At 62.9% G+C, this 14,467-nt stretch carries 11 protein-coding genes; 6 read left to right on the top strand and 5 right to left on the bottom strand.

The annotated features are described in order from the left end of the window. Positions 1-145: 145 nt before the first annotated feature. The 6 genes from ttgA to D8767_RS05995 all read left to right on the top strand — a co-directional run bounded on the left by ttgA (position 146) and on the right by D8767_RS05995 (position 9,111). Entirely contained in the window at positions 146-1,300 is a 1,155-nt protein-coding gene (gene ttgA / locus D8767_RS06020) for a toluene efflux RND transporter periplasmic adaptor subunit TtgA (protein ID WP_016713644.1), read from the top strand. 3 nt (positions 1,301-1,303) lie between these two features. Continuing rightward, positions 1,304-4,456 carry a multidrug efflux RND transporter permease subunit TtgB gene (gene ttgB / locus D8767_RS06015; protein WP_016713643.1) on the top strand — a complete coding sequence of 1,051 codons (3,153 nt, stop codon included), beginning with the start codon at positions 1,304-1,306 and terminating at the stop codon, positions 4,454-4,456. Beyond that, on the top strand, positions 4,453-5,907 hold the full coding sequence (locus tag D8767_RS06010; RefSeq protein ID WP_016713642.1) for an AdeC/AdeK/OprM family multidrug efflux complex outer membrane factor: 1,455 nt from the start codon (positions 4,453-4,455) through the stop codon (positions 5,905-5,907). The genes ttgB and D8767_RS06010 overlap by 4 nt, the downstream gene beginning before the upstream one ends. Positions 5,908-6,157: 250 nt before the next feature. Continuing rightward, positions 6,158-7,411, top strand: a complete 1,254-nt coding sequence (locus D8767_RS06005; protein WP_016713641.1) for an OprD family porin — start codon at positions 6,158-6,160, stop codon at positions 7,409-7,411. A 193-nt stretch (positions 7,412-7,604) separates the two neighbouring features. Next, positions 7,605-8,528, top strand: a complete 924-nt coding sequence (locus D8767_RS06000) for a LysR family transcriptional regulator (RefSeq protein WP_016713640.1) — start codon at positions 7,605-7,607, stop codon at positions 8,526-8,528. Positions 8,529-8,601: 73 nt separating this feature from the next. Next, on the top strand, positions 8,602-9,111 hold the full coding sequence (locus tag D8767_RS05995) for a DUF962 domain-containing protein (RefSeq protein ID WP_016713639.1): 510 nt from the start codon (positions 8,602-8,604) through the stop codon (positions 9,109-9,111). 3 nt (positions 9,112-9,114) lie between these two features. On the opposite strand, the gene pcaC is transcribed toward D8767_RS05995, so the two are convergent. The 5 genes from pcaC to pcaF all read right to left on the bottom strand — a co-directional run bounded on the left by pcaC (position 9,115) and on the right by pcaF (position 14,376). After that, positions 9,115-9,507 (bottom strand): 4-carboxymuconolactone decarboxylase, encoded by a 393-nt coding sequence (pcaC, locus tag D8767_RS05990; protein WP_010952489.1) that lies wholly within the window; start codon positions 9,505-9,507, stop codon positions 9,115-9,117. Positions 9,508-9,517: 10 nt separating this feature from the next. Next, on the bottom strand, positions 9,518-10,309 hold the full coding sequence (gene pcaD, locus D8767_RS05985) for a 3-oxoadipate enol-lactonase (protein ID WP_016713638.1): 792 nt from the start codon (positions 10,307-10,309) through the stop codon (positions 9,518-9,520). An 11-nt stretch (positions 10,310-10,320) separates the two neighbouring features. Further along, positions 10,321-11,673, bottom strand: a complete 1,353-nt coding sequence (locus D8767_RS05980) for a 3-carboxy-cis,cis-muconate cycloisomerase (RefSeq protein ID WP_016713637.1) — start codon at positions 11,671-11,673, stop codon at positions 10,321-10,323. Between the two features lie 9 nt (positions 11,674-11,682). After that, positions 11,683-12,972, bottom strand: coding sequence for an MFS family transporter (locus D8767_RS05975; protein WP_016713636.1), 1,290 nt, complete (start codon positions 12,970-12,972; stop codon positions 11,683-11,685). Positions 12,973-13,173: 201 nt separating this feature from the next. After that, entirely contained in the window at positions 13,174-14,376 is a 1,203-nt protein-coding gene (gene pcaF, locus D8767_RS05970) for a 3-oxoadipyl-CoA thiolase (protein ID WP_016713635.1), read from the bottom strand. Between the last annotated feature and the right edge of the window lie 91 nt (positions 14,377-14,467).

Below are 14,467 nucleotides of genomic sequence, written 5' to 3'. Positions count from 1 at the left end.
GTACAACTCAGCGGTATTTACAAACAACCATGAATGTAAGTATATTCCTTAGCAAGCTATTTATCCACCGGATAGCAACTTTTCCAGATCAAGACACTTCCACTACTCTTGAGCGTCTCCCTGCTCCAGCGACCCGAGGATCCTCATGCAATTCAAGCCAGCCGTTACCGCTCTGGTTTCCGCCGTCGCCCTGGCAACCCTGCTCAGTGGCTGTAAGAAAGAAGAAGCAGCGCCAGCGGCGCAGGCTCCTCAGGTCGGCGTCGTGACCATCCAGCCCCAAGCCTTCACCCTGACCTCGGAATTGCCGGGGCGTACCAGTGCCTACCGCGTCGCCGAAGTGCGCCCGCAGGTCAACGGCATTATCCTCAAGCGCCTGTTCAAGGAAGGCAGTGAGGTCAAGGAAGGCCAGCAGCTCTACCAGATCGACCCTGCCGTGTACGAAGCCACCCTGGCCAATGCCCAGGCAAACCTGCAGGCGACCCGCTCGCTGGCCGAGCGCTACAAGCAACTGATCGACGAGCAAGCCGTTTCCAAACAGGAATACGACGACGCCAATGCCAAACGATTGCAGGCCGAGGCTTCGCTGAAAAGCGCCCAGATCGACCTGCGCTACACCAAGGTGCTGGCACCGATCAGTGGCCGTATCGGCCGTTCTTCGGTCACCGAAGGTGCGCTGGTGAGCAATGGCCAGACCAACGCCATGGCCACCATCCAGCAACTCGACCCGATCTACGTCGACGTCACCCAGTCCACCGCCGAGCTGCTCAAGCTGCGCCGTGACCTGGAAAGCGGCCAGTTGCAGAAGGCCGGCGACAACACCGCCTCGGTACAGCTGGTGCTGGAAGACGGCAGCCTGTTCAAGCAGGAAGGTCGTCTGGAGTTCTCCGAAGTCGCGGTTGACGAGACCACCGGCTCGGTCACCCTGCGCGCCATCTTCCCCAACCCCGACCACACCTTGCTGCCTGGCATGTTCGTGCATGCGCGGCTGAAGGCCGGTGTCAACGCCAACGCCATCCTGGCGCCGCAACAAGGCGTGACCCGCGACCTCAAAGGCGCGCCAACCGCGCTGGTGGTCAACCAGGAGAACAAGGTCGAGCTGCGCCAGCTCAAGGCCAACCGTACCTTGGGCAGCGACTGGCTGATCGAGGAAGGCCTCAACCCGGGTGACCGCCTGATCACCGAAGGGCTGCAGTACGTACGCCCGGGCGTCGAAGTGAAGGTCAGCGAAGCCACCAACGTCAAGAAGCCGGCCAGCCCTGATCAGGCCAACGCGGCGAAAGCAGACGCCAAAGCGGAGTAAACCATGTCGAAGTTCTTTATCGATCGCCCGATCTTCGCCTGGGTGATCGCCTTGGTGATAATGCTGGTCGGCGCCTTGTCGATCCTGAAGTTGCCGATCAACCAGTACCCCAGCATCGCGCCGCCGGCCATCGCCATCGCCGTGACCTACCCGGGCGCCTCGGCGCAAACCGTGCAGGACACCGTGGTACAGGTGATCGAGCAGCAGCTCAACGGTATCGACAATCTGCGTTATGTGTCGTCGGAAAGTAACTCCGACGGCAGCATGACCATTACCGCTACCTTCGAACAAGGCACCAACGCCGACACTGCGCAGGTGCAGGTACAGAACAAGCTGAACCTGGCCACCCCGCTGCTGCCGCAAGAAGTGCAGCAGCAAGGTATTCGCGTTACCAAGGCCGTTAAAAACTTCCTGCTGGTGATCGGCCTGGTGTCCGAAGACGGCAGCATGACCAAGGACGACCTGGCCAACTACATCGTCTCCAACATGCAGGACCCGATCTCGCGTACTGCGGGGGTGGGTGACTTCCAGGTGTTCGGTGCCCAGTACGCCATGCGTATCTGGCTCGATCCGGCCAAGCTGAACAAGTTCCAGCTGACCCCGGTCGACGTCAAGACCGCCGTGGCCGCGCAGAACGTGCAGGTGTCTTCCGGTCAGCTCGGCGGCCTGCCAGCGTTGCCGGGTACCCAGCTGAACGCCACCATCATCGGCAAGACCCGTCTGCAGACTGCCGAGCAGTTCGAGAAGATCCTGCTCAAGGTCAACAGCGACGGTTCGCAGGTACGTCTGGGTGATGTCGCCCAGGTAGGCCTGGGCGGTGAAAACTACGCGGTCAGCGCCCAGTTCAACGGCAAGCCGGCTTCCGGCCTGGCGGTAAAACTGGCAACCGGCGCCAACGCCCTGGACACCGCCAAGGCGCTGCGCCAGACCATCGCCGACCTGGAACCGTTCTTCCCGCCGGGGGTGAAAGCCGTATTCCCGTATGACACCACCCCGGTGGTCACCGAATCGATCAGCGGCGTGATCCACACCCTGATCGAAGCCGTGGTCCTGGTGTTCCTGGTGATGTACCTGTTCCTGCAGAACTTCCGCGCCACCATCATCACCACCATGACCGTTCCGGTGGTGTTGCTGGGTACCTTCGGCATCCTGGCCGCTGCGGGCTTCAGCATCAACACCCTGACCATGTTCGCCATGGTCCTGGCCATCGGCTTGCTGGTGGACGACGCCATCGTCGTGGTGGAGAACGTCGAGCGGGTAATGTCCGAGGAAGGCCTGCCGCCCAAGGAAGCGACCAAGCGCTCGATGGAGCAGATCCAGGGTGCCCTGGTGGGTATTGCTCTGGTGCTGTCGGCGGTACTGCTGCCCATGGCGTTCTTCGGTGGTTCCACCGGTGTGATCTACCGGCAGTTCTCCATCACCATCGTCTCGGCCATGGGCCTGTCGGTGCTGGTGGCGCTTATCTTCACCCCGGCCCTGTGCGCCACCATGCTCAAGCCGCTGAAGAAGGGCGAGCACCATGTGGCCAAGCGTGGCTTCTTTGGCTGGTTCAACCGCAACTTCGACCGCAGCGTAACCGGCTACGAACGCAGCGTTGGTACCATCCTGCGCAACAAGGTGCCGTTCCTGCTGGCCTATGCACTGATCGTGGTTGGCATGATCTGGCTGTTCGCCCGTATTCCTACCGCCTTCCTGCCTGAGGAAGACCAAGGCGTACTGTTCGCCCAGGTACAGACCCCGGCCGGTTCGAGTGCCGAGCGTACCCAGGTGGTGGTTGACCAGATGCGTGAGTACCTGCTGAAGGAAGAAGCCGACACCGTGGCCTCCGTGTTCACCGTCAACGGCTTCAACTTCGCCGGTCGCGGCCAGAGCTCGGGTATGGCGTTCATCATGCTCAAGCCTTGGGATGAGCGTTCCAAGGAGAACAGCGTGTTCGCCCTGGCCCAACGTGCCCAGCAGCACTTCTTCACCTTCCGCGATGCAATGGTGTTCGCCTTCGCCCCGCCAGCAGTACTGGAGTTGGGTAACGCCACCGGCTTCGACGTGTTCCTGCAGGACCGCGGCGGTGTCGGCCACGAGAAGCTGATGGAAGCGCGCAATCAGTTCCTGGCCAAGGCTGCACAAAGCAAGATCCTCAGTGCCGTGCGCCCTAACGGCCTGAACGACGAGCCGCAGTACCAGCTGACCATCGATGACGAACGTGCCAGCGCCCTGGGCGTGACCATCGCCGACATCAACAACACCCTGTCGATTGCCTTGGGTGCCAGCTACGTCAACGACTTCATCGACCGCGGCCGGGTCAAGAAGGTGTACATCCAGGGCGAACCAAACGCCCGGATGAGCCCGGAAGACCTGCAGAAGTGGTACGTGCGCAATGGCGCTGGCGAGATGGTGCCGTTCTCTTCCTTTGCCAAGGGCGAGTGGACCTACGGTTCGCCGAAGCTGTCGCGCTACAACGGTGTCGAGGCAATGGAAATTCTGGGTGCACCAGCGCCGGGCTACAGTACCGGTGAAGCCATGGCCGAGGTCGAGCGCATTGCTGGCGAACTGCCAAGCGGCATTGGCTTCTCCTGGACCGGCATGTCCTACGAGGAAAAACTCTCCGGCTCGCAAATGCCGGCGCTGTTCGCCCTCTCGGTACTATTCGTGTTCCTGTGCCTGGCCGCCCTGTACGAAAGCTGGTCGATCCCGATCGCCGTAGTGCTGGTCGTACCGCTGGGTATCATCGGTGCCCTGATCGCCACCAGCCTGCGCGGCTTGTCCAACGACGTGTACTTCCTGGTCGGCCTGTTGACCACCATCGGCCTGGCGGCGAAGAACGCCATCCTGATCGTCGAGTTCGCCAAGGAACTGCACGAGCAAGGCCGCAGCCTGTACGACGCGGCGATCGAAGCGTGCCGCATGCGTCTGCGCCCGATCATCATGACCTCGCTGGCGTTCATCCTCGGCGTGGTACCGTTGACCATCGCCAGTGGCGCCGGCGCCGGCAGCCAGCACGCCATTGGTACCGGCGTGATCGGCGGCATGATCAGTGCGACCGTGCTGGCTATCTTCTGGGTACCGCTATTCTTCGTCGCAGTGTCGTCGCTGTTCGGCAGCAAAGAGCCGGAAAAAGACGTCACCCCTGAAACTCCACGTTATGAGGCTGGGCAATGACCAAGTCTTTGTTGTCCCTGGCGGTAACCGCTTTCATTCTTGGCGGCTGCTCGCTGATTCCCGACTACCAGACCCCGGAATCGCCGGTGGCAGCGCAGTGGCCGCAAGGCCCTGCGTACTCGCCGACCCAGTCGGCAGACGTTGCCGCCGCCGAACAGGGCTGGCGCCAGTTCTTCCACGACCCGGCACTGCAGCAGCTGATCCAGACCTCGCTGGTCAACAACCGCGACCTGCGCGTCGCCGCGTTGAACATCGACGCCTACCGCGCGCAATACCGCATCCAGCGTGCCGACCTGTTCCCGGCGGTTTCGGCCACCGGCAGCGGCAGCCGCCAGCGCGTGCCGGCAAACATGTCGCAAACCGGTGAATCGGGCATCACCAGCCAGTACTCGGCCACCCTGGGCGTCAGTGCCTATGAGCTGGACCTGTTCGGCCGTGTGCGCAGCCTCACCGAGCAGGCGTTGGAAACCTACCTGTCCAGCGAGCAGGCGCGCCGCTCCACGCAGATCGCCCTGGTGGCCAGCGTGGCCAACGCCTATTACACCTGGCAGGCCGATCAGGCGCTGTTCAAGCTGACCGAAGAAACGCTGAAGACCTACGAGGAAAGCTACAACCTCACCCGTCGCAGCAACGAAGTCGGCGTGGCTTCAGCACTGGATGTCAGCCAGGCGCGCACCGCCGTGGAAGGCGCCCGCGTCAAGTACTCGCAGTACCAGCGCCTGGTCGCCCAGGACGTCAACAGCCTGACCGTGTTGCTGGGCACCGGTATTCCGGCCGACCTGGCCAAGCCGCTGCAGCTCGATGCCGACCAACTGGCCGAAGTGCCAGCCGGCCTGCCGTCGGACATCCTCCAGCGTCGCCCAGACATCCAGGAAGCCGAACACCTGCTCAAGGCCGCCAACGCCAATATTGGCGCCGCCCGCGCAGCGTTCTTCCCGAGCATCAGCCTGACGGCCAACGCTGGCAGCCTGAGCCCCGACATGGGCCACCTGTTCTCGGGCGGCCAGGGCACCTGGCTGTTCCAGCCGCAGATCAACCTGCCGATCTTCAACGCCGGCAGCCTGAAGGCCAGCCTGGACTACTCGAAGATCCAGAAGGACATCAACGTCGCCAAGTACGAAAAAACCATCCAGACCGCCTTCCAGGAAGTCTCCGATGGCCTTGCGGCGCGAAAAACCTTCGAAGAGCAACTGCAGGCCCAGCGTGACCTGGTGCAGGCGAACCAGGACTACTACCGCCTGGCCGAACGCCGCTACCGCATCGGGATCGACAGCAACCTGACCTTCCTCGATGCCCAGCGCAACCTGTTCAGTGCCCAACAATCGCTGATCACCGACCGCCTGTCGCAGCTGACCAGCGAGGTCAACCTGTACAAGGCGCTTGGTGGTGGCTGGTATGAGCAGACCGGGCAGGCCAATCAGCAGGCATCGGTGGACGTACCGAAAAGCTGACTGGTCATGTAACAGCATCAGGCCCACCCTTGCGGTGGGCTTTTTATTTGCCGGAGGAAATTAATTAACCAACCGGAACATTCCGTTCGATTATCGCCCCATTCCGCTTGCGGCGAATTGCCTCAGCCCCGCACAACCCCGCACCATCCCCTCACGCAACGTTGCCCAAGTTCATCCAAAAGACCCGCACCTGCCGGTTCGATCCGGCAGTGCACCGGCTCGCCCCATAAAAACAAGAGATCCACGACAGATGAGCACTTTGCAACCCGCACGCCAGCTGCTGCCCGGCCTGTTGGCCATGTCCTGCGCCTTCCCGCTGTTCGCCGCCGAAGGCGGTTTCATGGAGGACGCCAAGGCCACCCTCAACCTGCGCAACTTCTACATCAACCGCAACTTCGTCGACCCCGCCCACCCGCAGGCCAAGGCCGAAGAATGGACACAAAGCTTCATTCTCGACGCCCGCTCCGGCTTCACCCAAGGCACCGTCGGTTTTGGCGTGGACGTACTGGGCATGTACTCGGTCAAGCTCGACGGCGGCAAAGGCACCACCAACACGCACCTGCTGCCGGTGCATGATGACGGTCGCCCGGCCGATGACTTCGGCCGCCTGGGCGTGGCACTTAAAGCCAAGCTGTCCGAGACTGAGCTGAAAGTCGGTGAATGGATGCCGGTACTGCCCATTCTGCGCTCGGACGATGGGCGCTCGCTGCCGCAGACCTTTCGCGGCGGCCAGTTGACCTCGAAGGAAATCGCCGGCCTGACCCTGTATGCCGGCCAGTTCCGCGGCAACAGCCCGCGCAACGACGCCAGCATGGAAGACATGTCGATGAACGGCAAAGGCGCGTTCACCTCCGACCGTTTCAACTTCGGCGGCGGTGAGTACACCTTCAACGACAAGCGCACCATGATTGGCCTGTGGGATGCCCAGCTCAAGGACATCTACCGCCAGCAATACCTCAACCTGACGCACAGCCAACCGCTGGGCGACTGGACCCTGGGTGCCAACCTGGGCTACTTCATCGGCAAGGAAGACGGTGCCGAACGCGCCGGCAAGCTGGACAACCGCACCGCCTCGGCCATGCTCTCGGCACGCTACCAAGGCCACACCTTCTACGTCGGCCTGCAAAAGGTCAGCGGCGACGATGCCTGGATGCGGGTCAACGGCACCAGCGGCGGCACCTTGGCTAACGACAGCTACAACTCCAGCTTCGACAATGCCAAAGAACGCTCCTGGCAGGTGCGCCATGACTTCAACTTCGCCACCGTTGGCGTGCCTGGGTTGACGTTGATGAACCGCTACATCAAGGGTGACAACGTCACCGTGGGCAGCGTGGATGATGGCAAGGAGTGGGCACGCGAGACCGAACTGGCGTACGTGGTGCAGTCGGGCGGCTTCAAGGACCTGTCGGTGAAATGGCGCAACTCCACCATGCGCCGGGACTTCAGCACCAACGCGTTCGATGAGAACCGGTTGATTGTCAGCTACCCGCTGAATTTGTTGTGATCTGAACTGGCCTCATCGCGGACAAGACCGCTCCTACAGGGCCCCACAATCCCCTGTAGGAGCGGGCTTGCCCGCGATGAGGCCAGATGCACCAAAAATAACTTTAAGGTATAAATAAATCGATAAACCTTCTTTGACGGAATAAAATGTAACCGCTTGAATAGGCCCCTGATCCCCGCCCCAGAGCCGTGACATGGACCTCCGCCAGCTGCGCTACTTCATCGCCCTTACCGAATACCGCAGTTTCGTCCGTGCCGCCGAGGCCATGGGCATTACCCAGCCCGCCTTCAGCCGTGCCATCCAAGGCCTGGAACACACCTTCGGCTGCCCGCTGGTAGACCGCGCCAGCAAAGCCCTGCCGCCTACCCCCGAAGGTCTGGTGGTGCTGCAACATGCCCGCCGATTGGTTCAAGGCGCCGCGCAGCTGAGCAACGAAGTGCTGCAGATGACCAAGCTCGACGCCGGCGAGCTTCACTTCGGCAGCGGCCCGGCCCTGGCTGTGCGCCTGGTGCCCGACGCCCTGCGCCACTTCATCGAGCGCCATCCCGGTATCCGCACTTCCCTGCTGGTGGACAACAGCGAACGCCTCGGTCAGGCCTTGCGCCGCGAACAGATCGAGTTTTTCGTCGATGATATCCGCCCGTTCGAAGCCGACCCCAATTTCCACACCGAGCCCCTGTCGCCACGCCCAGGGCTGTTCTTCTGCCGCCCGGGCCATCCGCTGCTGGCCAAGGACAGCCTGTCGACCAACGACCTGTTCAGCTACCCGCTGGCCAGCGCCCTGCTCGCCCCCGGTGTGCGCAAGCGCCTGGCTAACCTGAGCGGGCGCAACGACTTCACTCCGCACCTGCAAACCGAGCATCTGGCGGTGCTGCGCAGCGTGGTACAGGCCAGCGATGCCATTGGTACCGCCAGCGAAGAGGCCGTGGCCGAAGATTTGGCCGCAGGCACACTGGTGCGCCTGCACTGGCGCAACCTGCCGCCTGCACTGGAGGTGTTGAGCGTGCGCTGTGGCGTGGTCAGTCGCAGTGGCTATCGATTGTCGCCGGCTGCGCGGGCGATGATCGAGACGCTGGTGGGGCTGGATATGCCAGTGCGGGCTGCTGCCATTCGCTGAGCTGATGATGGTGGTGGCTGCGGGCTATCCTGTTCACTATCAGGCAAACAACGCTGAACAGGGAGGCACAACAATGAAAAACCTCGTCGACCACCTGAGCCAGTACGCCAGCTACCACCGCGATCCACGCAACATCGCCACCCACTTCGTCGGCATCCCCATGATCGTGCTGGCCGTCACCATCTTGCTATCGCGCCCAGGCTGGGAGGTGGCCGGCATGTGGCTATCCCCGGCCCTGCTGGCCGCAGCGGCCTCGGTATGGTTCTACCTGCGCCTGGACCTGCGCTTCGGGCTGGTGATGGGGCTGCTGTTGGGGTTGTGCCTGTGGGTAGGCCAGGTGCTGGCAACGCAGACCACAATGCTGTGGCTAAGCGCCGGGCTGGGGGCATTCGTGCTGGGCTGGGTCATCCAGTTCGTCGGCCATTACTACGAAGGCCGTAAACCGGCCTTTGTCGACGATGTCAGCGGCCTGATAATCGGGCCGCTGTTCGTGGTGGCAGAAGCTGCGTTCATGCTGGGCCTGTGCCCGGCCCTGAAGTCGGCCGTGGAAACCTCAGCAGGGCCGGTCAGGCTTCAGCAATAACGCTTACTGGCGCGATTCTACGCCCAGTTCGTCCCACACCGACTCGGCCAGGTGGAAGGTGGCGTTGGCCGCCGGGATGCCGCAGTAGATCGCGCTCTGCATCAGCACTTCCTTGATCTCGTCGCGGGTCACACCGTTGTTGGCCGCCGCGCGCAGGTGCAGTTTCAGCTCGTCGTTGCGGTTCATGCCGATCAGCATGGCAATGGTGATCAGGCTGCGGGTATGGCGCGGCAGGCCCGGGCGGGTCCAGATATCACCCCAGGCATGGCGGGTGATCATCTCCTGGAACTCGCCGTTGAAGTCGTTGAGCTTTTCCAGGCTGCGGTCCACATGGGCATCGCCCAGCACCGCACGGCGCACTTGCATGCCGGCGTCGTAACGTTGTTTCTCGTCCATGGCGTTGTCCTCAGTGAGCCAGCAGGAAGTCGAGCACGCGGCGGCTGAAGGCCTCACCGATTTCGACGTTCGACAGGTGTGCAGCCGGGAAGTCGACGTACTCGGCCCCGTTGATACCGGCTTGCATGAAGCGGCCATGCTCAGGGGTGGTCACCACGTCTTCGGTACCGGCAACGATCAGCGCCGGCACCTGGATGCGGCCCAATTGCTCACGGTAATCGGCATCACGCACGGCTGCGCAATTGCCGGCATAGCCTTGCGGGCTGGTTTGCGCCAGCATCTGACAGATACGCTGAGCCTGCGCGGGCTGGGCCTGGGCGAAGCCTGGAGTGAACCAACGGGCGATGGACGCATCGCGCAGGTCGACCATGGCCTGCTGGCCGCCTTTTAGCACGGTGTCGATACGGGTGTTCCACACCTCGTCATTGGCGATCTTGGCGGCGGTGTTGCACAGGGTCAGACTGTGCAGGCGATCACCGGCGTTGATGCCCAGCCACTGGCCGATCAAGCCGCCCATCGACAGGCCCACGAAGTGCGCTTTCTGGATGTCCAGGCCATCGAGCAGGGCCAGCACGTCCCGCCCCAGTTGCTCGATGCTGTAGGGGCCTTCAGTAACCAGCGAGGCACCGTGGCCACGGGTGTCGTAGCGCAGCACTCGGAAATGCTGGCTCCACAGTGGAATCTGGGTGTCCCACATGCCCAGGTCAGTGCCCAGCGAGTTGGACAGGACGAGTACCGGGGCGTTTTCCGGGCCATCGATCTGGTAGTTCAAAACGCCATCGGCCAGTTGCAAGTGCGCCACAGCGGTCTCCTTCAGGCAGTGAAATGTTGATGTTCGGTCACGGCGCGCGCCACCCAGACGCGCGCCTGGCCCAGGTAGTGGGCAGGGTCGAGCAGGCGATCAAGTTCTTCGGCAGACAGTTCGGCACTGACCTGCGGTTCGTCACCCAGCACGGCACGCAAGTGACGCTGTTCGGCCACGGCGCGCTGGCAGCATTGCTCCAGCAGGTGGTGGGCACGGTCGCGGCCCAGGCGCTGGGCCAGCACGATGCTCACCGCTTCGGCCAGCACCAGGCCTTGGGTAAGGTCGAGGTTACGGCGCATGCGCGCTGCATCCACTTCCATGCCCTCGGCGATGACCTGGGCCTGGCGCAACGCGCCGGAAACCAGGCAGCAGATATCCGGCAGGGTTTCCCACTCGGCATGCCACAAGCCCAGGCTGCGCTCGTGTTCCTGCGGCATGGCGGCGAACAGGGTAGATACCAGGCCAGGGACGCGGGTCGCGGCGCCGATCAGCACTGCAGCGCCCACCGGATTGCGCTTGTGCGGCATGGTGGAGGAACCGCCCTTGCCCGGCGCGGAAGGCTCGAACACCTCCCCCGCCTCGGTCTGCATCAGCAAGCTGACATCGCGGCCGAACTTGCCCAGGCTACCGGCCACCAGGCCCAGCACAGAGGCAAACTCCACCAGGCGGTCGCGCTGGGTGTGCCAGGGTTGCTCCGGCAACGTCAGCTTCAGCTGTTCCGCCAGGGCCTCGGCCACCGGCATCGCCTTGCTACCCAAGGCCGCCAGGCTGCCCGAAGCACCGCCGAACTGCAGCACCAGCAGGCGCGGGCGCAGTTCCTGCAGGCGCTGGCGGTGGCGGGTCAAGGCGCCCAACACGCCAGCCAGTTTCATGCCCAGGGTCACCGGGGTGGCATGCTGCAACCAAGTGCGACCTACCAGTGGGGTATCAGCATGCTTCAAGGCTTGCTGCGACAGGGTGTCGGCCAGCTTGCCAAGGTCGGCTTCGATCAGGTCGAGGGCATTGCGCAGCTGCAAGATCAGCCCGGTGTCCATCGCATCCTGGCTGGTGGCGCCCAGGTGCACATAGCGCTCGGCCTCAGGCACGCCGCTGGCAATCACCTTGCCCAACGCCTTTACCAGCGGGATTGCCGAGTTACCCGCGGTGGCGATGGCATTGGCCAGCGCGCCAACGTCATAGCGCTCGGCCTGGCAAGCTGCCTCAATGGCGGCCACGGCGCTATGCGGCACCAGCCCGGCAGCGGCTTCGGCACGGGCCAGCGCAGCTTCGAAATCGAGCATGCCCTGCAAGCGGCCACGGTCGGAGAAGATCTCGCGCATGGCCGGCGCGGTGAAATAGGCGTCGAACAGTTGGTTGGTCATGCCACGTCCTTAATCATCGTGGTGCAGGTACGCCGCCTGCTTCGGCAAGCGCAGGCTAAACAGGAAGGCAATCGCCATCATGGCCGTCACGTACCAGTAGAAAGTGTTTTCCATACCCAGGGTCTTCAGGCCCAGGGCCACGTACTCGGCAGAGCCGCCGAATGCCGCGTTGGCCACTGCATAGGCCAGGCCCACACCCAGCGCACGCACCTGCGGCGGGAACATCTCGGCCTTCACCAGGCCGCTGATCGAGGTGTAGAAACTGACGATACACAACGCCAGGCTGATCAGTACAAAGGCCATGAACGGGCTGGTCACCGTTTTCAGGGCCATCAGCAGCGGCACGGTGCACAGGGTACCGAGCGCCCCGAACAGCAGCATCGAATTACGCCGGCCGATGCGATCGGACAGCATGCCGAAGAACGGCTGCAGCACCATGAACAGGAACAACGCACCGGTCATCACGTAGCTGGCGTTTTTTGCCGTCATGCCGGCCGTGTTCACCAGGTATTTCTGCATGTAAGTGGTGAAGGTGTAGAAGATCAGCGAGCCACCTGCGGTATAGCCGAGCACGGTCACAAAGGCCGCTGCGTGATTGCGGAACAGGCCCTTGATGGTGCCGGCGTCCTTGTCCTGGCGAGTCTCGGCGCTGCTGGTTTCGTGCAGCGAACGGCGCAGCATCAGCGAGATCAGCGCGGCAATGGCGCCAACCACGAATGGAATGCGCCAGCCCCAGGCACGTAGCTCATCTTCTGTGAGCAGCTGTTGCAGGATCACCACCACCAGCACCGCCAGCAACTGGCCTCCGATCAGAGTGACGTACTGGAACGAAGCAAAAAAGCCGCGCTGACCGCGCAACGCCACTTCACTCATGTAGGTGGCAGTGGTGCCGTATTCGCCGCCTACCGACAGCCCCTGGATCAGGCGAGCCAGCAACAGCAGCGCTGGCGCCCAGGTGCCGATGCTGGCATAGGTGGGCAGGCAGGCGATCATCAGGGAGCCGAAGCACATCATCAGCACCGAGATCATCAGGGAATTCTTGCGACCATGGCGGTCAGCGAGGCGGCCGAAGATCCAGCCACCGATGGGGCGCATCAAAAAGCCTGCGGCGAAAACACCTGCCGTGTTCAACAACTGCACGGTAGGGTCGTCGGAAGGGAAGAAGGCCGGGGCAAAGTAGATCGCGCAGAACGCGTAGACGTAGAAGTCGAACCATTCCACCAGGTTGCCTGATGAGGCACCGATAATAGCGAAGATGCGCTTGCTGCGTTCTTCGCCGGTGTAATAGGTTGAGGTCATGACGGTTTTACTCCAAGAGGGTCCCAGGTAAGTCTAGACATACCTGGTAACACACTCGTTCCGCTTTCTGGCTGGCAATTGGCCTTGTGTCTAACAAGACCGGCCTCTTCGCGGGCAAGCCCGCTCCCACAGGTTTCCGTTGTGCAGTGGGCAACAATCATCCTGTGGGAGCGGGCTTGCCCGCGAAGAGGCCGGTACAGGTCACACCCGCTCGATGGCCAAAGCCAGACCCTGGCCAACCCCTACACACATGGTTGCCAGGCCCTTGCGCCCACCACTCTTCTCCAGCTGGTGCAGTGCCGTCAGCACCAGGCGCGCACCGCTCATGCCCAGCGGGTGGCCCAGGGCGATCGCGCCGCCATTAGGGTTCACCTGCGGCGCATCATCGGCCACACCCAGCTCACGCAGCACCGCCAGACCTTGGCTGGCAAAGGCTTCGTTCAGCTCGATCACATCGAAATCATTGACTGCCACACCCAAGCGCTCGGTCAGCTTGCGCACCGCCGGCACCGGGCCAATACCCATTACCCGTGGGGCAACACCGCCACTGGCCATGCCCAGAACGCGGGCGCGTGGCGTCAGGCCGTGCTTCTTCACAGCTTCAGCCGACGCCAGGATCAGCGCCGCAGCACCATCGTTCACGCCCGAGGCATTGCCGGCGGTCACTGTCTTGTCCGGGCCGTTGACTGGCTTGAGTTTGGTCAGGGCTTCCAGTGTGGTATCCGGGCGCAGGTGTTCGTCACGCTCGACGATGGTTTCGCCTTTCTTGTGCGCAATGCGCACCGGCACGATTTCTTCGGCGAAGAAACCGGCGGCCTGGGCGGCTGCCGCTTTTTGCTGGCTGCGCAGGGCGAAGGCGTCCTGGTCAGCACGCGAAACCTGATAATCGTCGGCCACGTTGTCGGCGGTTTCCGGCATGGAGTCCACGCCGTACTGGCTCTTCATCAGCGGGTTGATGAAACGCCAGCCGATGGTGGTGTCTTCCAGCTTCATGTTGCGCGAATAGCCGCTTTCGGCCTTGCCCATGACGAACGGGGCACGCGACATCGACTCGACGCCACCGGCAATCGCCAGCTCCATTTCGCCGCTGGCGATGGCGCGGAAGGCAGTGCCGATGGCATCCATGCCCGACGCGCACAGGCGGTTCAGGGTAACACCCGGGATGCTATCGGGCAGGCCGGCCAGCAGCAGCGCCATGCGCGCCACGTTACGGTTGTCTTCACCGGCCTGGTTGGCGCAGCCGAAGAACACTTCGTCGACTTGATCCCACTGTACGCTCGGGTTGCGCTCGATCAGCGCCTTCAGCGGCACGGCAGCCAGGTCGTCGGCACGCACGCCGGCCAGGGCGCCGCCGAAGCGGCCGATCGGGGTGCGGATGGCGTCACAGATAAATACGTCGCGCATTAAGCTTCTCCTGCGGTACGGGCTTCGAGGTCACGCAGGGCGGACGGCTCGACTTCAGTGGTTCGGGGGTGGTCTGCTGGAGGCTACTGGT

This window comes from Pseudomonas sp. LTGT-11-2Z (assembly GCF_003691445.1).
GTDB classification, from domain to species: Bacteria; Pseudomonadota; Gammaproteobacteria; order Pseudomonadales; family Pseudomonadaceae; genus Aquipseudomonas; species Aquipseudomonas monteilii.
This window is presented reverse-complemented; position numbering and strand designations above follow the sequence as displayed.

Coding starts and splice junctions, on each gene's coding strand:
- ttgA (WP_016713644.1), top strand. CDS start 146: ATGCAATTCAAGCCAGCCGTTACCGCTCTGGTTTCCGCCGTCGCCCTG.
- ttgB (WP_016713643.1), top strand. CDS start 1,304: ATGTCGAAGTTCTTTATCGATCGCCCGATCTTCGCCTGGGTGATCGCC.
- D8767_RS06010 (WP_016713642.1), top strand. CDS start 4,453: ATGACCAAGTCTTTGTTGTCCCTGGCGGTAACCGCTTTCATTCTTGGC.
- D8767_RS06005 (WP_016713641.1), top strand. CDS start 6,158: ATGAGCACTTTGCAACCCGCACGCCAGCTGCTGCCCGGCCTGTTGGCC.
- D8767_RS06000 (WP_016713640.1), top strand. CDS start 7,605: ATGGACCTCCGCCAGCTGCGCTACTTCATCGCCCTTACCGAATACCGC.
- D8767_RS05995 (WP_016713639.1), top strand. CDS start 8,602: ATGAAAAACCTCGTCGACCACCTGAGCCAGTACGCCAGCTACCACCGC.
- pcaC (WP_010952489.1), bottom strand. CDS start 9,507: ATGGACGAGAAACAACGTTACGACGCCGGCATGCAAGTGCGCCGTGCG.
- D8767_RS05980 (WP_016713637.1), bottom strand. CDS start 11,673: ATGACCAACCAACTGTTCGACGCCTATTTCACCGCGCCGGCCATGCGC.
- D8767_RS05975 (WP_016713636.1), bottom strand. CDS start 12,972: ATGACCTCAACCTATTACACCGGCGAAGAACGCAGCAAGCGCATCTTC.
- pcaF (WP_016713635.1), bottom strand. CDS start 14,376: ATGCGCGACGTATTTATCTGTGACGCCATCCGCACCCCGATCGGCCGC.